Origin of the sequence: Chitinophaga filiformis (assembly GCF_023100805.1) — a bacterium.
Taxonomy (GTDB): domain Bacteria; phylum Bacteroidota; class Bacteroidia; order Chitinophagales; family Chitinophagaceae; genus Chitinophaga; species Chitinophaga filiformis_B.
This window is the reverse complement of record NZ_CP095855.1, coordinates 5378035-5398082: the sequence shown is the minus strand read 5'-3', so window position 1 is coordinate 5398082 and position 20048 is coordinate 5378035. Positions and strand designations below refer to the sequence as shown.

Here is a 20048-nt window from a genome sequence, read left to right as displayed (position 1 = left end):
TAACGGAAAGACGCAGCCTGGCGACAAAAAAGGAACCGTCTCGACGACGGGGAGACGGTTCCTTCTGTCTCTGTCATATTTCCAGGGAAGGTTCCTGGTCGGTTAATGAACTTATGCCTGGCCCCCTTTTTTCTACCAGGGGCATGTTTGAGGCGCCGGAAAGTACTCTTCACTAAAGAACTTCCCTGTCGGCCCGTCCTGACCAATCATAGCGTATTTAACAATTCGTGCTCCAGCCTGCTCGGGGGTACTTGTTCCCTGATGGTTGGTAAAATCGGTTTGAGTCCATCCGGGACAAACTGCATTTACCTTAAAAAGGGTATCCCTGAGTTCGTATGCGAGGTTAATTGTGTACATATTCAGGGCTGTTTTAGACGACTGGTACATCACATACCTGGTTGGATAGTTGCTATTAGCCAGGTCTGCGGCCAATGCCAGGGAAGCCATACTGGTACTCACATTCACAATACGTGGTTCGGGAGATTTTTTTAGCAAACCAATAAATGCCTGCGTAACACGGATCACACCGTAGAGGTTAGTCTCATACACTTCTTTGAACTGATCGACGGTAGAATCGAGCGCAGATTGCTGAAAAGCGCCTGAAATGCCGGCGTTGTTCACCAATACATCCAGCATAGCAGTTTTTTCACTTATCGTTTTAAGGGCTGCATCGACAGATGCCTGCTGAGTGACATCCAGTTGTAAGGCCGTGATATTTTCCAGACCCTGAGATCTAAGATGCTGCGCTGCTGATAAACCGTTCTCCATATTACGGCTACCCAGGTAAACGAAGTATCCATTTTGAGCGAGTTGTTTCGCTACTTCAAATCCAATGCCTTTATTGGCTCCGGTTACTAGTGCTGACTTCATTTTTTTATCATTTGAAGCAAAACTAGTAAGCGGAAAAATGGATGACAGGGACAAATCTTTCTATTTATGGGACAAATCACGTAGATCTGTCAGGAAAGTACTGACGCTCTTTCCCGTGCTTTTTTTGAAAAGCCGGGAGAAATAACCAGGATCATTAAAGCCCAGTTCATAAGCCAGTTCTTTTACCGAAAGATCTGAGTATTGCAGTTTCCGTTGGGCTTCCTGTATCAACCGGTTTGTGATCCATTCTTTGGGCGAAACACCAGAGAATTCCTTTACAATATCATACAGTCTGCTGGTGGTCAGCGACAACTTTTCAGCGATGGTATATACATCATGTTGCTCTGTCAGGTGCGCCTCCACAGCGAGTTTAAATTCTATATATTTTGATAATCTTGAGTTGGAAACAATTTCCTTATCAGCATCCCGGAAGTAAGCCTTGTTAAACTCGAATAAGAGGATATTTAGATAGGCTAAGATGACTTCTATGTTTTTTTGTTTGTCAGGTGAATGAATCTCCTGGAATAGAATGCTAAAGATAGTTTTTACTCTTTGTTTCGAAGCGGGGTCAAAATTGACAAGGTTAGCATTTAACGGATTGAGCAAAAAAGGGTAGGACTGCGGCAAAAGCGTTAAAAGGGATTCATCAAATCCGAAGTTGTTGTACCGGTTGTTTTTATCTTTCGGAGAATTATAGAAGACCTGGTTGGGAAAGCCACAGATCATCTGGCTGTCGGAAAGGGTGATATCCTGTAAATCCGCATGATAAGTGGCCCTACCCTCATCCATAAAAACAAAGTAATAAAAGCCCAGCTTATGTGGCTGAAGGAAGATCTGCAAGATATCTTCAGGAACGGCAACTTTACAGTTTTCGTTCAGGGTAAGCGGTAATTTATTGTGATGCTTAAACTTACTCAGTAATCCTTTGGTTTGTTGCATTGCTTATCAATTGTCAGTGTTACCTGCAAAGATATGTCATATGGAATAAATGTTCGCTGGATGAGTGAACTTGCCTGGTCTGCTGCCCTTATGAGGGAGCAGGAAATTTAGGAAACTAAACGGGCTTGATGAAAGCCACTTTGTTCTGACTATTAACGGGGTATTAACAGAATAGCGTGTGGAAATTCATATTTTGCTTTACATCCCCATTTATTGTTTACATCTCCGGGAATGGGCGTGTTTTGCCGGGGCTCAGACGTTTACTTAATGAGGCCTTGGCAATATTTCCGTAATTGCCAGCCATAAGATTGATTTTGGAGAGTAGTATTAAGATGATAATCGTTAATATACACAACCAGAAGAATGTATGAGACTCCTGAAGTTTACGATGTTTTTATTTTATAGATATTATTCTAAAGGTACGTCTGATCGCACGCCTTATTTTAGCGCATTATGCGCTGTCGTATTTTTGATCTATATGCATGTTTTTCAAATACTGATACTGCTGGATAAAGTGGATGAGGTACTACCTCTAAACAAAGATGATGATCGAACAACCAAATATTTGAAGATGGGATTTTTTCTGCTACCGCTTTTTCTGATTGTTGCATACCTGGTGAAGCCCCAAGATTTGAGGATGGCAAAGTATGATGAAGGTAAGGTAAAGAGAGGGGGAATATATCTTATTGTTTATACGATACTTTCTATTATCCTTATTTTTGTTTTGGCTTTTATTTTTAGGAAAAAGTAAAGGTATTTACGGTCACAGCAACAAGGATTGTGATTGCCGTGTTTCCCCAATTGCAATAATTTTTAATACCCTTTGTAGCGACTGAGATGCTTGTTTGTATACATATGGCAGTCTGATAAAAAGGACTTAACTTTTAGTAAAATATCGACTATGATCTTAGTACACGACATCTTCGTCTGCAAACCTGGCAATGCCTCCAAGCTGGCTAAACTGTTCAAAGAGGTCATGGGTGAAGAACCGGAAGTGGTCAATATACTGACAGATATGACCGGTCAGTTTAACAGGGTCATTATGGTCAGCAAATATGATAACCTTACGGCTTATGATAAGAGTTGGGAGGAGTTAGTCAAAAACGAAGAGAAGATGCAGAAAATGAAAGAAAAAATGGAAGGTTATCACGAACTGTATTTAACCGGTTCGAGAGAAATATACAAGGTCTGGTAATCCAGGAGCGAAGGTTTTATACCTGTTGGAATATAGCCGGTTTCTCCGCCTGGAACCGGCTGGTGATCGTCTTGTTTCTTTCCTTCCATAATATTCAACATCAAAATACGTCAGAACATAATAATGACCAGTGCATATCAACGCACTGGTCATTGACTTTAGCAGACAATCTTACCAACCATAATTCTGTACCAGCTGATGATTTACCTCGATTTCAGTTTGTGGTATCGGGAAAAGATAATGCTTTGGCTGAAATACGCGCGTCTGTATGACGATGCGCTTGTAGAAAACTGATAATCCCGCTTCTTTACTGTTCACATCGTATCCTGAGGATTGCAGCTCCTGACCGGTTGGACGGGCATTTAAACCATGAACCGGTCCGTTATCGACGCTTGTACCGATCAGCCAGCGCCTTACGTCCCAGAAACGATGGCTCTCGAATGCGAACTCAACGCGATTTTCATTCTGTACACGCGCACGGAAGCCGTCCATTGTATTGTCTTCCGGAATGATCGGCAAAGCAGGCATATTTACCCTGGCACGTACTTTATTAATGGCATTGAATGCGTCGGAAGTAGGGCCCTGGTTATATTCGTTGAGCGCTTCCGCATATATGAGGTACATCTCCGGAAGGCGTATCACCGGATCATTCCGTTTTGCATCCGGGGATGTCCAGTAGTTCAGCATGTCAACTTCGGGCGCAATCCATTTCCGCGGATTATAACCAGATACCGGATAAGTACCTGTAGATTTGGGCCAGCCTTGTGATGTACCGCCATTGGCGCCCCACCAGGACATCCATACAGGCGTATTCTGGGTATGATTGGTGGCCCATTTACTACCCTGGAAGCTGACTGTGGCATAAAACCGCGGATCACGATTTTTGTACATCTTTGAAATGTTGTCCAAATGTACATTTTCACTATAGCCATCAGCCCCGAAAATATCGCCCGACCAGGTACCTACTGAATCATATCCTGATGATGGGTAATGTATAGGATACCCGTTATCCATCTCATAGGCATCCACAAATTCCTGCAATATGCTGTACTTGCCCCAGCCACCGAACCAGCCTCCATAGGGCAGACATTCCATTTCTATATTCTTGCTGTTACCCTGTTGCTTAGCCAGGATGATTTCATCCCAGTTACGTGTATTGAACACTTTCGCATAGCTGTTGATAGGATCGCCTGCAACGGTATTTAGGCTGTACTGGTTGAGGTTAAGTACCTTCAGCGCCTCATCAGCTGCCCGCTTCCATTTTTCCTTGTCAGCAGCCTGACTGAATAAGGGTGTACCATCCTGGTTTTTAATATCCTTATACAGCGGGTTGCCGTTAAATAAGGGGCTGGCTGCATATGCCAGGGTCCTGGCCGCCAGGGCGAGTGCACCTCCTTTAGTGATTCGGCCTAAGTCGCCATCCGGATATGTCAAAGGCAGGATGTCTGCGGCTGCTTCGCATTCCGTCACAATGAAATTTGCGACAGTATCAGCCGGTGATCTGGGGATTTGCAGCGCCCCCGCTTCTGATGCGGCATAAGAGCGGGTAAGTATTGGTACAGCACCGTAACGTTTGAACATATCAAAGTAGAACAGTGCGCGCAGCACTCTTACTTCTGCTTTATACCGGGGAAGCACAGTGGCATAATAAGACTGTTGATTCTCCGGTACAGGCACCTTGTCAATATTCTCCAGGAAGAGGTTACATTGACGGATCTTCTGGTAGGCATCTGCCCATATGTCGTAAGGATTATTTGCGGCATTCCAGGCGCCGGTATTATAATAAAGCGGGTAATAACCTGCACCCCAGTGATGGAAGCACTCATCCGTTGCTGCGCAGATCTCATTCGTCCAGCCGTCGGTCAGGCATCCGGGCATCTTGGTATATAAATTCGCCAGGACGCCATTGGCGTTATTGATATTGCCCCATACCTGGTCTGAGGTGACCAGTTCGGAAGGAACTACATCAAGGAATTTTTTACAGGAGGTAGTAGCGAAAAAGGTGGCAGTTGTCAGTGTAATGGCAATGCACCGGTATATATCGTTTAATATATTCATGATAGTAGTATTTAAAGTGATCCCACGCATTATAGTCCCACGGATAAGCCGGCGTTGAAAACACGCATTTGTGGATAGTTACCCGAATCGTTTGGTGTTTCCGGATCGAATATTTTAATCTTATCCCATGTAACCAGGTTCAGGCCATTGGCAAATAGCCTTAAACTCCGGATACCCACCAGTCTTGAGGTGTTATTTGGAAGCGTATATCCGATCTCCAGGTTCTTCAATCGCAGGTAGTTTGAACTGTAAAGCCACCAGCTTGAGTTCTGGTCATTGTTTTGATTTGCAGCGTAAGACAAGCGCGGGTATTTAGCATTTGTATGTTCCGGTGTCCAGTAGTTGTCTTTTATATCTGATAATACACCTGCATCACCCGAGAATGGCCACATACGCGGTCCGGTGAACCAGGTATGCCCGCCAAATCCGCCCTGGAAGAGCATACTGATATCGAAGGAATGAAAATTTGCACCCAGCGCTATACCGGCGATCTTGTAAGGTACTGAGCGTTTGCCCAGGTAGGTCTGATCCAGGGAATTGACCACCCCATCGCTGTTCATATCTTTATATTTCAGATCGCCTGGCTGAATGGCGCCGAACGAGGATTGATCCGGACTTTTGTTGATATCGTCCTGCGACTGGAAGAGGCCAAGGGCTACATATCCGTATTGATCGTCTATAGCGCGTCCGGTGTGTCGCTGATAGGTATGGCCGGAATAGGAGGGCTCGTCCATTGCTATAATGCGGTTCACGTTGTAGGAGAAGTTAGCCTTCAGGAAGTAGCCGGCCCGCCGGTAGTTTTTGCGGTATTCCATGGATAGCTCAAATCCTTTGTTTTGTACCTTACCCAGGTTCACGTAGGGCAGATTCGCGATACCGATCATACTTGGAATGGTGCCTGGCGTGGCTAAGATATTACTTCTTGACTCGTAGAATGCATCTCCGGAGAAGGATAGTGCGTTGCCAAACATTTCCAGATCGATACCCGCGTTGTATTTATTGGCTTTTTCCCAGGTCACCGCCATGTTGCCGGTCCTGTCTTCAATTACGCCACCATAGGAGGAGCCATCATGATTGCGGCCAAACTGGTAACCTGATCCGTTCAGTGCCCAGGTGCTCTGGTAAAGGAAGCGCTGGCCACCTATTTTGTCATTGCCGACGCTACCTGCAGAAGCTCGTACTTTCAGCAGGTTGATAATGGAGACATTATTTTTAAAGAAAGGTTCTTCAGAAATAACATAACTCGCAGATACGGCCGGAAACAGATCATAGCGCTTGCCGGCAGGAAAGTTTTCGGAACCATTATATCCGAAATTGACTTCACCGAATATTTTGGAATTATAGGCATATGTTAACCTGCCGATCAGGCCATTATACTTGTAGGGAAGACCATTGATGGCATTGCCGGAGGAGACGGCATCGAAAAAGGTCTGTTGCTGGTAAAGTACCATGGCTGTGACGGCATGTTTACCAAAGGTGCGGTCATAGTTAAGGTAGAGCTCTACCTGTGTACGGCGGTTACTGTTGGCCGACACATCATAGCTAAGGTTGTTGGAACCATCGGTCACCTTTGTATAGGTGCCGGTCGACAGATCGGTGGCCTGGTCATCTGCTATGGACCATTTGTAGGTATAATAAGATTTCGACCGCGTAATGTTCCTGAAATTGTAAGAGTCGAATGATAACCTTGCCCTTGTGCTTAAGCCCCTGGTGATCCAGGGAAGGTTCAGTTTGAATCCGGTAGTTGCCTGCAAGGTGTTTTCAAAATTGCGCTGATACCCGCCCTGCGTGAGGCGGCCAAATGGATTGTAAGGTTTGGCGGATTGATATGCAACGGTACCATCCGGGTTCTGCATCGGATAGAGGTAGGGGGGAATTGCCTGCATATCTGCAAACAGCGCTGATGCGCCTACATTCGGGTAATTGTTGTCATAGACGATCTGCCCCAGGTTTAACTCCATACTCAGGTTCTTTGTGATGTTCAGGTCAATGTTGGAGCGGAAGTTGTATTTGTTATTAAGGGCCTGGATATTATAATCAGATAAGTTGGCATATTTATACAATCCACTTTGCCTGAGGTAGGAGATGGACGTGAAATAGCGCACGAAATCATTACCTCCCGATACGTTTAAGTTACCCGAATACATAGGGGCTGTTGGTTTCAGCAGTTCATGCAGCCAGTTTACGTTAGGGTACAAATACTTGTAGGCCGGATGTGACCTGTCCCTGAATTTATTCAGGTATTCGTCTGTATACATGGCATAGTTCTGACCATCATTGATCAGGGCCTCCCTGTATAGTTTCAATGCATCATAAGCGTCGAGGTACTCCGGCAGGCGGGTAGGTTCCTGTAAACCACCCTGCAGGGTAAAGTTGATCTGTGGCTTTGACTTCATACCCCGTTTGGTGGTGACCAGCACTACGCCATTTGCCCCACGAACCCCATATACGGCGGTAGAGGAGGCATCTTTTAATATGGAGATACTTTCTACCTCGTTGGCGTCAATGCCCGAGAAAGAACGCTCTACGCCATCTACCAGGATCAGCGGTGTCTGGCTCCCGGTGAATGTAGCCATACCCCTGATCCAGAGCGCGGATGCATCATAACCTGGTTCTCCACTGTTTTGCAGCGTGACGAGGCCCGGCAAACGGCCGGCCAGGGCGTTGCTTAAATTGGCAACCGGGCTTTGTTTCAGTTCTTTGGTGCCCACACTGGCAATAGAGCCGGTCAGGGAGATCTTCTTTTGTTTACCATAACCCACCACAACCACTTCATTCATATCATTAGACAATGTTTTCAGAATAATGCTGCCAGCACCGCTGAAGGGCACTACCTGTGTCACAAACCCGATATGTGATACCTGGATGGCGGAATCCTTATCTGTGCGATGGACGCGAAATACACCGTTTTCATTTGTATTGGTAACATGCCTGCTGTTTACTAGCTGAATAGTGGCACCTGGAATAGGGACGCTTTCATCAGTGACGACCCTGCCAGTTATATATCCTGAATCTTTTGTTGGTTGGCTTTGCGCCTGCAGATGAAAGCTGTATGCGGAAAACAGAATGCATAGCAGGGGCGTAAAGGGAGGTTTGGTCAATTTTCTTTGCATAATATGAATTGAGGTGAGGTATAATACACGGTGTGATCCCAAAAAATGCTGTAAGGCTCCTGAACGTCCGGGTGAATCAATAGCAATGCCACGGCGTCTTTTTACGGACGCAGGAAACAACAGGAGACTATTTAATTGTCATTAATTATTACAATGCTTACAAGCCGGATGTACCTGGGAATAGTACGGTCCTTTCTGGTTATACTTTAAATATAGATCTGAATCTGAATCGGGCTGCCACAAGTGTATAATCTAGGTATAAATCCTTTTGATGCTGGTAAGTACTTAACTGATTTTTGGTTGTTCTGTTAGTTCTCCGAATATCTTTGCTAACTTACTTAAGAGTTGACGTTAATGATGGACAGATAATGACATGTTTTTAGCAAATTTTAACAAGCCGGTGTTCTTTCGTTAAGGACTAAACCTGGCAAACCATCAATAGCCTGATTTTGCTCCATTGGTTTTTTGTGGTAGTCTGCCGTTTTTTAATATTACGTTTATGTGAGGCATTCAAAAATATTATCATTACTAATATTGTAAAATCAAAAAGTATTCCTTAGCTTCACTTATGTAACCCTGTAGTATTCACTATTACAGTTTTTTAACCCAAAAAATAAGCCATGAAAAAATTAGCTGTTCTGCTGCTGGTGCTCGTTGTAGGCACTACTGTAGCTGTTGCCGTGAAGGCAAATCAATCCAAAGCAATTGCGTACTGCCATTGTGAACCAGATCTGAAATGTAATTCTACCGGTGCATGGGGCATCAAAGTACAGATCTGCCCCTGATTGAATTGCTATTCCATTAAATTTAAAAGGTGTAAGGCTGCCCTTGCAGCCTTATCTTTATGAAAAGAGATCTACTGATACTATCAGCGCTATTGTGCTGCGCTATCGTCATTACATATATCCTTGCCAAAGAAGCTGAACCCGACAGAATAACCACAAACTACAAAAGGAACTATGACACCTTCACCCTGCAACCCATAGATACTGTTCTTTTTCCCGGAAGAGTGTCTATCATGAAAGCCGCTCAGGGAAATATCTATGGATATGTATACAGCAAAAAAACGATCTTCAGATACAACACTGAATTTAAAAAGATAGATTCATTCTATAGTAATAACGGAATAGTGACCCGATTGGAGATTGACACGAATACCTTCTATATCTTCGATGACAGTGAAAAGAACGTCATTACCTATGGGCCGGGCAGGAACACGGCCTATTATCTGAAAACGAGTTACGATACCAGTAAAAAGCTTACACAACTGAAACTGCGGAAGTTTAATACACCTGCGCTGGATAGCACCATTTATGAGTTTTCCCGCTTTGAAGACGGCGGATTGTCGGCGGATGGCTTTTACACCAGCAATAATTATCATCAGTATTACATCTCTTTTTATAATTCGGAGATCATACAATATGATAGCGAGCATCATAATGTTAAACTGATACATACCATTGATAATACACCTCCGTCCAATATTGCCGTTCCAACGGGCAATATATATACAAGGTCCAGCAAATCTATTATCGTCAATTCCACTGCTACTGCCGATGAAGCGCATTTGTATGTACTTTCCTATGTCTTGTCCCAGGATGCGATAAAAAGTAATTACAGAGGGCCCGTAGTGGATGTATATAATGCGCAGAGCGGGCGTTACGAAAGTAGTTTCAGGTTCCCGGGGTATCAGGGGAAGCCCGTACTGCAAATGGTAAAATCCGCAGATACCCTGATCGCTGCTTATGAAAATAACATTCTTCTTTTTAAGCTGACAAAAAAATGAAAAAACATATCATCACTGTTATTGTGATCCTCATCTCAATGTTGTTCACCTATGCGGCTATTTTCAAAGCCATGGATTACCCGCTTTTCCTGTCAGATATGAGTAAATCGCCCCTGCTCGTAAAATATGACAAGAACCTGCTGGCGCCTGTCGTATTAGGTACCGAGTTTTTGATAGTGATATTACTGGCTTTTCCTGGTACAAGAAAAGCAGCCTTCTTTTTATCCTTTTTTGTAATGGCAATGTTCAGTCTTTACCTGTCTACCCTGTATTTCTTTTTTACGAACATTCCCTGTTCCTGTGGAGGCATCCTGGGAAAAATGCCTTATCCTGTACATATCGCGTTTAATATCTGCTTTACAGTCATATCCGGAGCAGGTGTATTGCTAAGCAACAAGTCATAATAGTCCGCTTTCAGATATAATTGTATATAAAGAAAAAATCCGCTACCAGAGCGGATTTTTTCTTTATATGGTATTATCACCATTTAGGATTCTGTTTCATTGCCGGGTTGCCATTGATCTCTACCAGTGGAATAGGCCAGAGGTAGTCGCGTTCCGGATCGAATATCCTGTTTTCAACAACTACCGGTTTGTTAGTGTTGGGATTAATAGCGCCCATTACCGGTCCTTTCAGTACTTCTTCTCCTATCTTCCAGCGGCGTATATCGAAGAGGCGGGTTCCTTCAAATGCCAGCTCAACTTTTCTTTCACGGCGGTATAGCTCCCGCATTTTTTCCTGTGTATTATATACATCGGTATTTACATTGGACATGCCCGCCCTGTTACGGATCTTGTTGAGATATAACAGCACGTCCGGATGTTGCCAGTCGCCCGATTCTACCAGCGCTTCTACATAACTCAGTAATATTTCCGCGTAGCGGATGATCATGAAATTCAATGTACCGGCATTGTTGCGGGACACATCTTTGGCATCAAGGTATTTCTTTACCCAGAAGCCGGTTTGTGTAGATTGTGTTGCCCCGAGCTGGTCTACAGAACCGGCGGTGAAGGGATCCAGCAGGCGGTTTACAAACGTTTGTCCGGGGAAGAGAACACTGGCTGCCAGGCGGGGATCCCTGTTATTGTTATAAAGGGGATTTTTCCAGTACCAGGTCAGGCTGTCGGTTCCCAGCTCTTGTAAGGTATGGCCCTGCAATGTTTCGTAAGTGTTTACCATGGCAGCGGTAGGACCATTACAAGCCTGTCCCGACAGGCTTTTGGGCGCCAGCCGGAAGAATGCGCCTGAGTTACCGGTACGGCGGAAGAGGATACGTTCCTTGTTTTCCAGTGCATCGTAGGTAAACAGTTGCGCATAACTGTTCACAGCGGAAGAACCGCTGTAGTGCAGGTCATATACTCCCAGGGCGATAAGTTTCCTGGCATATGCTATCACCTTTTCATAATTTTTTATGCTGAGGAATAACTGTACCTCCATGGCATAACAGGCGCCTTTTGAAATACGGTAGGCATCACTGCTTGGATAGGATGCGGGTAATATCTCTGCGGCGGAATCCAATTCGGTAGCAATAAAATCCACTACTTCTTCCTGCGTATTGCGTGGCACAGATGCACCTTCGTCGGTGTCCAGGCTTTTACGCACAATAGGTATAGGGCCAAAGAAAAGGAACAGGTTAAGGTGTGCCCTTGCCCGCAGCGCTCTTGCCTCTGCTGCACGTTGCTCTTTTACCACAGCATTTTCCATGTAGACACGGGAGTAGTTTTCCAGGATACGGGAAGCATTACGGATGTCCTTATAATTCTGACGATAAGTATCTGAAAGGTAGCCATCTGTTGCCGTCACTGCTCCCAGCGGATAACTGTTCCAGCTACCGAAATTGGCGCGAAATACTGATTCGTCTGTAATCCCGCTCATATGAATACGGCAGTTTGCCTGGTAGGTAGAAGATGTGAGCAGGGCGCCGGGCGACATCTGGTTATTATAGATCACTTCCAGGTAGTTGAAGAGGTCAGATTCCAGTCGCCACCATTTTTCATCAGTAGTAGCAGTAGGATTGTCCCTGTTGAGGTAGTCTTTGGAACAGCCCCAGAGGAGGACTGATGTCAGCAGAGCGGCCAATGTTTTATGAATTGGTTTCATAACACTGTTTTTTAGAATTTAAGGTTAAGACCGAAAGTGTATGCTTTCAATAAAGGCACGGTATTCTGATCGCCGGCACTTTCCGGGTCAAACAATTTTACTTTCGAGAAGGTGAATGCATTTTGTGCGTTGAAGTATACCCGCAGCATTTTGGCTCTTAATTTTCGGGCCAAAGGAGCGGGAAGTGTATAGCCTAGCTGTATATATCTGACACGCAGGTATCTGCCGTTTACACGCCAGAAATCAGAGAAGTTTGCATTCGTGCCTGGTGTAGGCGTCAGCCGCGGACGGGAGGCGTTCGTGTGCTGTGGCGTCCAGTAATCCAGCTGTGACTTTTGTGGCGTACCGCTTTCTCCACCGATGTTCAATGGTATGGCCAGGTTGCCGGCGTAGAATAAGGAAGCGCCGGATTCCCCCGAAAACAAGGTCTGGAAGTCCAGGCCTTTAAAATTGACACCAAGATTGAAGAAGAAGACGTCTGTTGGTTCTGTATTGCCTAATGGTACACGGTCGAGGTTGTTGATAATGGTATCGCCATTGGCATTTAGAAAGTGTACATCGCCTGCTGCCTGGCCGCTCAATTTAAGGACCTTGGTATTATCTATATCAGTTTGCTGTAGTAATCCCTGCGTGGCATAGCCGTAATACTCCTTTAAAGCGCCGCCTTCATACAGAATGGTATTGCCGCTGATGATGGGCTGACCGTTCCCGATCAGGCGCATGATTTTACTTTTATTTTTGCTGTAACCTATACCTGCGTCGAAAGTGAAGTCCCTGCCTAATGATGTGTGATAGGATATCTTGATCTCCTGTCCCCGGTTCCTGACGCTACCTATGTTAACAGGAGCCCCTCCGTTGCTGGAGCCGATACCGGTAGCCGAAGTGTAATTGGGTTGTGGCGTAATGATCATGTCAGTGGTCAGTTTGTCGTACCACTCAGCAGTAACGCTGATACCAGCTTTGAAATGCAGGTCGGTCCCAACATTCAGTTCCTTTACCTTTTCCCAGCTCAGGTTGCGGTTACCAATTACGGTTTCTGTGCCATTACCTGCGTCGATGGTTGTTTGGTAGAGGTAGGGGTCTACATTATTATTGCCCAGTACTCCCCAGGAAGCTCTGAGTTTCCAGGCGTCGATGAACTTGACATGGAAGAAATTTTCCTTGTCAATATTCCAGCCTGCAGCAACGGAAGGGAATACGCCCCATTTTTTGCCATCGCCAAAGAGGGAAGAACCATCGCGGCGCAGGCCGGCTTCAAACAGATAACGACCATCGTAGGTATAAAATGCCTTTGCAAACAGGGAACGGAGGGCCACATCTTTCCAGGAATCATAAGTGCGTAGTTCCTGCGTATAACCAGCAATAGCGTTTACGTTATGTTTTCCGAAATCATGGTTGTAGTCCAGGTTGCCTCCAAAATACAGGTAGTTTTCCCGGGCTGTAAGTGTAGCCGTTTTTACGGTTGGATAGTTTACGCCAGCGGTGCGATTAGTATAGTAATCGAAGAAGATGTAAGATTCCTGGTCTGCCTTGTCGAGCCCCGAAGCTACACGGTAACTGGCCTGGCCTTTCAGGCTCAGCCCCGGCAGAATATTCCATTGGGGGCGTATGTTAAGCAACGCCTCATCCCTTGTTTTGCTCAGGGTACCGCCTTTTTCCAGCATTGCCACAGGGTTCCAGCTCTCGCCATAGACCCCATAGTATGTATAGTCGGGATTATCTGCTTTGCCGGGGTATTTGGAAATGATATTTGGTGGTACGGTGTATACGCGGCGATAGATGTCAGTGGTCAGCCTGTTGGTGGCATAGGGCTGGTTCTGCACATTACGTGAAGCAAAGAGGTCCATATAGATGAAGAAGTTCTTCATCAGGTCTACGGTGGTATTGGCGCGCACAGTAGTACGACTGTAGTCGGAGTTTTTCACATGTCCCTGCTGCCATGTCTGGTTGATGGACAGTGAGAACCTTGCTGCAGTATTACCACCGGAAACGAGGATAGAATGTTGTTGTATGGGAATGGTCCTGCGTAATACCAGATCGGGCCAGTTGGTGTTAGGGTATTTGACCGGATCCTTGCCATTGCGTGTCATGAGTATGGTAGAGTCGCTGTAGATAGGATTTCCGCCGGAATTCCTCATCGCTTCATTGTTCATTTCCATCCAGGTGGCCGCATCGACAAAGTCGGGCATATACTGCGGGCGTTGAATGCCATAATAACCGTTGTATTCAATGTTGGGCACCCCGGCAACACCGCGTTTGGTGGTAATGATAATCACGCCATTAGCGGCCCTGGCCCCGTACATGGAGGCTGAAGCTGCATCTTTCAATACTGTGATGCTTTCAACAGTATTGGGGTCCAGGTTATTCATGTCGAAGGGTACGCCATCCACCAGTACCAGCGGTGCTGCATTCAGGAGTGTGCCTACGCCGCGGATCCGGATATTTGCCTGGTCACTACCTACCAGCCCGGTGGATTGAGACACCACGATGCCGGTACCGCCCCCCTGAAGCGCCTGTGAGAGCTGTGCAACAGGTTTGTTTTTCACATTATCCATATTGACCACACTCACAGAGCTGGCAATATTTTTCACCTTCTGCGTGCCGAAGCCCGTTACCACGATCTGGTCCAGGGTTTTAAGGTCTTCTCTCAGGGAGACGATCAGGTTGGGCTGCTCATCGTTCACAATGTATTCCTGTGGTTTATAACCGATCATAGATACCACCAGTGTACTGCCTTTGGGTACAGATAGCTCGAAGACCCCGTCTTTATCTGTCGTGGCGCCTTTATTGGCGTCTTTCATTTTAATGGTTGCGCCTACCAGGGGGCCGGGAGGATCTTTGGCTTCCAGGACACGTCCCAACACCCTGAGTAATTTTTGCTGCTGTTGCTTAGGAGACACGGATGACAAATTCTCTCTGGCGGGGTCCTTTTTCTTTATCACTACTGTTTTGTCGATGATGCTATAGGTCAGTGGCTGGTCTTTGAAGCATAGGTCCAGTGCTTGTTTTAGCGCAACATCTTTCACCTGTAGGGATACAGGCGCAATATTGACCAGTTCTTTTTCTTCATATACCACATACACGCCCGCCTGTTTGGCAATTTTTTTCAGCACTGGTTTTAACTGTTCATTTTTGGCAGTAATAGTGATGTTCTGGGAAACGCCGCTTACACAGATATTCATCAATGCCAGCAGCAGGAGGATGGGAGCGAAGCGCATCATCCCGGATGATCTTATTCGTTTTTCATGGCCATGTTTGTCGGCAATCGATTGCCGATGATGGCGAAACGAGGCCTTGGGCGCCGCTGTACGCGGTGCTCTGATGAAGTGATACAGATGCATAGATTAGTGGAATTTAGTGATGGGCTATCGTTGATTTTACATTGGGTGCTGCTGATTTTTGGTTGTTTAGGAATGAACGGAGAGCACGGTAAGTTTTCTGTTTTCAAGTTTGCAGGCAACTCCGTAGAGATCCAGTATTTTTATGACGTCATGCAGATCCATATCTCTGCCTATCTGGCCCCCGAATTTCTTAGCGGCAACTTCTTCTGCCGGCGCCTCGACGGCAATCTCTATATCGTACCATCTTGATAGCTGTCGAAGGAAAGTTGGCAGGCCGGTATTTTCCAGTTCAAATTTTCCGTTACGCCAGGCCAGTACATTTTCCAGGTTGGCAATGGCTATTTCCATTTTCCCGTTGGCGGGGTTCAGTGTTGATTGTTGTCCCGGGTGAAGGGTGGCAGATGTATTTCCCTGTAGCACTTTCACTGCTCCGTTTACCAGGGTGGTATTCACTACCTGTTCGTCCTTATAGGCCATGATGTCGAAGCTGGTTCCCAATACCCGTACTTCCATTTCACCGACTTTTACGATGAACGGGTGTCCCGGATCGGGCGCAATTTCAAAGTATGCCTGTCCGGTCAGTATGACGGTTCGATTGCCCTCAAACTTTAAGGGGTATTTAATTGATGATGCCGCATTGAGCCATACACGGCTGCCATCAGGGAAACTCACCTGGAACGTGCCACCGCGGGGGGTAGTAAGCTCGTTAAATGCATTGGCTTCGTGGGCCTCTCCTTCATATTCCAACTTGCCCTGCTTTTGTTGAATGGCCAGGTTCCCGGCTTTGATCACCTGGTTGCCGGTATCGGTTAAGAGTACTTTGGCGCCATTTGCAAGCGTCAATACCGCTTTGTTACCGCCAGGTTTTATAGTAGATGCGGCTGCAAGGAAGGGCTTAGGCTGCGATTTTCGCAGTAGCGGATAAGTTAAAGCTGCAAGGACAAGCACCGCTGCGGCCATCCACCGGTATTTCCGGTAAGGGCGTAATACGGGTGTTGCTGTAATGTCCACCTGCTGCCGGATCTTATCCCACATGCGTGTGGAGGTATCCGGCGAGAGACGCTTATCCTGCTGCAGGTGATCCTGGAAAATATCGGCCGCCAGCTCGCGGAGTTCCGTAGCGTCTGTAGATTCCAGGTACGACTGCAGCCACTGTTCATCTTCCGCACTGCGCTGCGGGGAGGATAGGATCTCTTTTAGTCTTTGTTGATCGCTTTTCAATGCCTGGGAGCCTTTATTTATAGTATATACAACCGGTAATAATAAAAGGGGGGGGTAGGAGGTGAGATTTTTTTTAAAGAATATACATCAGCAGGAAAAGAAGGAGGGTAGTATCGTGACTTACATGCTGATGTACATATTCCCTTAGGGTATACATCACTTCCCCCAGGTATTCCTTTACGGTATACCTGGAAATGCCCATCAGCTGAGAAGTTTCTTCGTATGTGCGGCCTTCCATTTTACACAGCTGGAATACACGTCTTTTTTGCGGGGATAGCTGGCTGATAGCCGTTTCCAGTAAGTTCCACTGTTTTTCAACAGTCAGGAAATCATTATCGGTAACAGGTTCCAGGGTGGCTTCCGCCGCTTTGCTTTTTTCACGCAACTGCCTTTTGAGGTGGTTGATGGCACGGTTAAAGGTAACGGTGAAAAGCCAGGGGCCTAATGGCCTGGTTGTATCAATCTCGTTGCGTTTCTCCCAGAGTGTAATAAATGCCTCCTGGATGACATCTTCGGTTTCCGAAGAGGAACGAAGTATTTGCAGTGTTTTGCGGTATAGCGCATGGTGGTATTTATCATACAGCGCTTTAAAGGCTGCCTGATCGCCGGCGGACAATCCTCTCAGGAGTCCGGTTTCATCGTGGAAGTCTGCTACGTTAATCAATAACTGGAATTCAAGGGTAATGATTCCAAAGTATCAAAAAAACAGCAACTAACCTGATAGTGAATTGATGAAAACTGATAGTGGATTGCTATGTTTAATTTTTGTGATCAATCACTATGCAAATTACGAGAACGGCATACCGCCTCTATTCCGCTCTCAAACTCTTGACCGGATTTGCAAGAGCAGCCTTTATTGCCTGGTAGCCCACAGTAAGCCAGGCGATGATCTGGGAAATAAAAATGGTGAGTAAGAATATACCCAGGCCAATGTTTATCCTGTAGGCGAAGTTTTGCAGCCATTTATGCATCACGTAATAGGCGATCGGGGCTGCCAATAAAAATGCTATGCCAATAAGAACGGTGAATTCTCTGGAGATTAAATAAAGAATGTTAAACACGGAAGCACCCAGCACCTTTCTGATGCCTACTTCTTTTGTACGCTGTACGGCCATGAATGAGACAAAGCCATACAGGCCAAGGCAGGAAATTAATATGGCTATGGCCGAAAATATTTTAAACAATTGTGAGAGCTGGCGTTCCTGTTTGTAAAAGCTGGCAATCTTGTCGTCGAGGAACTGGTACTCATATATGAAATCAGGATACATATTGTTCCAGAGCCTTTCTATTGCTACCAACGTTTGACCTGCATTTTGCGGCTGTATTTTTACGTTAATTAAACGGTAGATCAGTTTGTGTGAACCCAGCACAACAGGCGTCATTTCTTTTGCCAGGGAGCTGCCATTAAAGTCTTTTACTACACCAACAACAGGTGCAACCATACTTCCATCCCAGAAATCTATCTTTTTTCCAATAATATCTTCAGGTTTTTTGAAACCTAATTTTTTCACCATTCTTTCATTTACCACGAAGCCATTTACCGTGTCTGCCTGGCTATATGGTCCACCCGCGATGAACTGAATATTGTATGTTTTAAAGTAATCAGCATCTGCCCATTTAAAGTCGGCTCTGAAGTCTGATTTTTTTAAGGCGTTGTCAAATTTAAAATCGCTATCCCAGCCGGCTTTATCCATGGGGCTAAACGCACTTAAGCTCACATTTTCAATTCCCGCCAGCTGCATCAATTGTGTTTTTAATACATCCATTTTGGACAGGCGCGCACTGTCATTAGGTATGGGCACTGTAACGATGGCCGCTTTATCAAAGCCTATTGAAGCATTTTGAAAGAAATTCATCTGGCGCACAACAATTAACGTACCGATGATCAATGCTTGTGCAACAGCAAACTGGAAAATGACCAGGACTCTTCTCATAGAAAGCCCCGTCGTGGTCCTACCGGTAAATTTATTTTTCAGCACATTAATGGGACTAAATCCTGATAAAATAATTGCGGGGTAGAAGCCTGATAAAAAGGTAACACTTATAACGAGGGAGAATAAAAATATGAGTAGGGGAAGGTCGGCCTGTATCTTTACCATCGTTTGTAAGAGCTGGTTAAGCGGCGGCAATGCAAGTAATGCTATCCCTATGGCGATGACTACAGCAAGAAGTGTAATGAGGCAGGTCTCACTCAAGAACTGAACGACCAACTGTCTTTTGCTGCTGCCCAATACTTTCCTTATACCCACTTCCTTTGAACGGTTTACAGCCCGGGCAGTAGCAAGATTTATGAAGTTTATACATGCAATGATCAAAAGGAATATCCCGATCAGGCTTAAGGCGGCGATCAATTTTTTGCTGAATGTTTTTCCGCTGTAGGTACCGAACCGGCTTTCAAAGTGTATATCGCTTAATCGTTGTAATATATAGCCATGGTTTGCAAATTCAGCAGGGACATTCTTTTTTACAAAACTTTTAAGGTCCTTATCAAATTGCTGTGGCGGCATGTTTTCGGGAAGTACTACAAATGTGTTTAAAGACCCGTCCTGGCTTCCCCAGTCAGTTAAAATGTCCTCCCGCTCAGCAGATTTGAAAGAAAGGACAAATTGCGGAGGAAAATCGGTATTGACGGGCGCATTTTTCAGGATACCTGTTACCTTGAAAACCTGCTCGTTGTCAAACTTAATGAGCTTGCCGATGGTTGTATGCCAGTCTCCGAAATATTTTTCTGCCTTGGCCTGTGTAAGCACCAAAGTATTAGGTGCTGATAAGGCCGTTTTGGGATTACCTGCAAGGAAGGGAAAATTGAATATGTCGAAAAATTCGGGCTCCGCATAGAGCACATTTTCTTTAAATTTCTTTTGCAACGTAGCCCCGTTATCATTTAGCAAGGTAATCTGCTTCTCACGGCGTGCATATACGCGGGTAACGCTTTCCAGCTGCGGATAATCTATTCGCAGGCCTTCTGCCAAACGGAAGGCACTACCTTCTGAATAGTTCATTCCCTCCGGAGTTTTGGTTGCCGCTACAATTCTGTAGATGCGCTCTTTACGTTTATGGAAGGTATCAAAACCTGTTTCGTATTGAATTAATAAGAAGATCAGCAGACAGGCGGCAATACCTACCGCTAAGCCGATGGTATTAATCGCTACATATGTTTTATGGCTGCGTAAATTTTGCCATGCCGATCTTAAATAATTCTTTAACATAGAGATATGATATTAGCGTTGCACAAGGATAGCATGCATGCTCCAAGGCCCAATAATGGTGCCACCGGCCTGGTGATAATGGTAGTAAATAATATATAAATTGAACAATATTTAATGTGTTCGGTTTTGATACAACAATTGTTCAATATAGGATAGTGTTTAATAGTATTATATATTGCTGATAAAGACCATGATAAGTTAGGTGGTATTTATTGC

General features: G+C 45.3%; 14 protein-coding genes. 5 read left to right on the top strand and 9 right to left on the bottom strand.

Translation table 11 applies throughout. The features are described from left to right. Window positions 1-132: 132 nt before the first annotated feature. Entirely contained in the window at window positions 133-870 is a 738-nt protein-coding gene (locus MYF79_RS20925) for an SDR family oxidoreductase (RefSeq protein ID WP_247809768.1), read from the bottom strand. A gap of 60 nt (window positions 871-930) precedes the next feature. Then, the gene (locus MYF79_RS20920; RefSeq protein WP_247809766.1) at window positions 931-1809 is read right to left on the bottom strand and encodes a helix-turn-helix domain-containing protein; all 879 of its coding nucleotides are present in this window, start codon (window positions 1807-1809) and stop codon (window positions 931-933) included. A gap of 367 nt (window positions 1810-2176) precedes the next feature. On the opposite strand from MYF79_RS20920, the gene MYF79_RS20915 reads away from it, so the two are divergent. Both MYF79_RS20915 and MYF79_RS20910 read left to right on the top strand, forming a co-directional pair. Then, window positions 2177-2560, top strand: coding sequence for a hypothetical protein (locus MYF79_RS20915; protein WP_247809764.1), 384 nt, complete (start codon window positions 2177-2179; stop codon window positions 2558-2560). 150 nt (window positions 2561-2710) lie between these two features. Further along, on the top strand, window positions 2711-3004 hold the full coding sequence (locus tag MYF79_RS20910) for an NIPSNAP family protein (RefSeq protein ID WP_247809763.1): 294 nt from the start codon (window positions 2711-2713) through the stop codon (window positions 3002-3004). A 171-nt stretch (window positions 3005-3175) separates the two neighbouring features. Here the strand turns inward: MYF79_RS20910 and MYF79_RS20905 are convergent, their stop codons facing one another. Both MYF79_RS20905 and MYF79_RS20900 read right to left on the bottom strand, forming a co-directional pair. Then, window positions 3176-5062 carry a RagB/SusD family nutrient uptake outer membrane protein gene (locus MYF79_RS20905; RefSeq protein ID WP_247809761.1) on the bottom strand — a complete coding sequence of 629 codons (1887 nt, stop codon included), beginning with the start codon at window positions 5060-5062 and terminating at the stop codon, window positions 3176-3178. A gap of 29 nt (window positions 5063-5091) precedes the next feature. After that, a complete protein-coding gene (locus MYF79_RS20900; RefSeq protein WP_247809760.1) occupies window positions 5092-8175 on the bottom strand; it encodes a SusC/RagA family TonB-linked outer membrane protein in 3084 nt (1027 codons plus the stop codon). 620 nt (window positions 8176-8795) lie between these two features. Between MYF79_RS20900 and MYF79_RS20895 the strand changes: the two genes are divergently transcribed. Genes MYF79_RS20895 through MYF79_RS20885 form a run of 3 tightly spaced genes read left to right on the top strand, consistent with a single transcriptional unit; the run spans window position 8796 to window position 10365 of the window. After that, on the top strand, window positions 8796-8960 hold the full coding sequence (locus MYF79_RS20895; RefSeq protein WP_199655118.1) for a hypothetical protein: 165 nt from the start codon (window positions 8796-8798) through the stop codon (window positions 8958-8960). Window positions 8961-9019: 59 nt separating this feature from the next. Continuing rightward, a complete protein-coding gene (locus MYF79_RS20890; RefSeq protein ID WP_247809758.1) occupies window positions 9020-9961 on the top strand; it encodes a hypothetical protein in 942 nt (313 codons plus the stop codon). Next, window positions 9958-10365: a MauE/DoxX family redox-associated membrane protein gene (locus tag MYF79_RS20885; RefSeq protein WP_247809756.1), complete on the top strand. Its 408-nt coding sequence runs from the start codon at window positions 9958-9960 to the stop codon at window positions 10363-10365. Before MYF79_RS20890 ends, MYF79_RS20885 begins: the two co-directional genes overlap by 4 nt. A 76-nt stretch (window positions 10366-10441) precedes the next feature. Here MYF79_RS20885 and MYF79_RS20880 read toward each other — a convergent pair whose 3' ends face one another. The 5 genes from MYF79_RS20880 to MYF79_RS20860 form a co-directional block, all read right to left on the bottom strand. After that, entirely contained in the window at window positions 10442-12061 is a 1620-nt protein-coding gene (locus MYF79_RS20880; protein WP_247809754.1) for a RagB/SusD family nutrient uptake outer membrane protein, read from the bottom strand. 11 nt (window positions 12062-12072) lie between these two features. Next, window positions 12073-15402 carry a TonB-dependent receptor gene (locus MYF79_RS20875; protein ID WP_247809752.1) on the bottom strand — a complete coding sequence of 1110 codons (3330 nt, stop codon included), beginning with the start codon at window positions 15400-15402 and terminating at the stop codon, window positions 12073-12075. A gap of 66 nt (window positions 15403-15468) precedes the next feature. Further along, window positions 15469-16623 carry a FecR family protein gene (locus MYF79_RS20870; protein ID WP_247809751.1) on the bottom strand — a complete coding sequence of 385 codons (1155 nt, stop codon included), beginning with the start codon at window positions 16621-16623 and terminating at the stop codon, window positions 15469-15471. A 73-nt stretch (window positions 16624-16696) separates the two neighbouring features. Beyond that, window positions 16697-17287: an RNA polymerase sigma factor gene (locus MYF79_RS20865; protein WP_247809749.1), complete on the bottom strand. Its 591-nt coding sequence runs from the start codon at window positions 17285-17287 to the stop codon at window positions 16697-16699. Window positions 17288-17432: 145 nt separating this feature from the next. Next, on the bottom strand, window positions 17433-19832 hold the full coding sequence (locus MYF79_RS20860; RefSeq protein ID WP_247809747.1) for an ABC transporter permease: 2400 nt from the start codon (window positions 19830-19832) through the stop codon (window positions 17433-17435). Window positions 19833-20048 lie beyond the last annotated feature (216 nt).

Bases quoted from the DNA above. Each gene is read 5' to 3' on its own strand.
- MYF79_RS20900 (WP_247809760.1), bottom strand. From the start codon at position 8,175: ATGCAAAGAAAATTGACCAAACCTCCCTTTACGCCCCTGCTATGCATT.
- MYF79_RS20920 (WP_247809766.1), bottom strand. From the start codon at position 1,809: ATGCAACAAACCAAAGGATTACTGAGTAAGTTTAAGCATCACAATAAA.
- MYF79_RS20880 (WP_247809754.1), bottom strand. From the start codon at position 12,061: ATGAAACCAATTCATAAAACATTGGCCGCTCTGCTGACATCAGTCCTC.
- MYF79_RS20905 (WP_247809761.1), bottom strand. From the start codon at position 5,062: ATGAATATATTAAACGATATATACCGGTGCATTGCCATTACACTGACA.
- MYF79_RS20860 (WP_247809747.1), bottom strand. From the start codon at position 19,832: ATGTTAAAGAATTATTTAAGATCGGCATGGCAAAATTTACGCAGCCAT.
- MYF79_RS20890 (WP_247809758.1), top strand. From the start codon at position 9,020: ATGAAAAGAGATCTACTGATACTATCAGCGCTATTGTGCTGCGCTATC.
- MYF79_RS20895 (WP_199655118.1), top strand. From the start codon at position 8,796: ATGAAAAAATTAGCTGTTCTGCTGCTGGTGCTCGTTGTAGGCACTACT.
- MYF79_RS20910 (WP_247809763.1), top strand. From the start codon at position 2,711: ATGATCTTAGTACACGACATCTTCGTCTGCAAACCTGGCAATGCCTCC.
- MYF79_RS20915 (WP_247809764.1), top strand. From the start codon at position 2,177: ATGAGACTCCTGAAGTTTACGATGTTTTTATTTTATAGATATTATTCT.
- MYF79_RS20925 (WP_247809768.1), bottom strand. From the start codon at position 870: ATGAAGTCAGCACTAGTAACCGGAGCCAATAAAGGCATTGGATTTGAA.
- MYF79_RS20875 (WP_247809752.1), bottom strand. From the start codon at position 15,402: ATGCATCTGTATCACTTCATCAGAGCACCGCGTACAGCGGCGCCCAAG.
- MYF79_RS20885 (WP_247809756.1), top strand. From the start codon at position 9,958: ATGAAAAAACATATCATCACTGTTATTGTGATCCTCATCTCAATGTTG.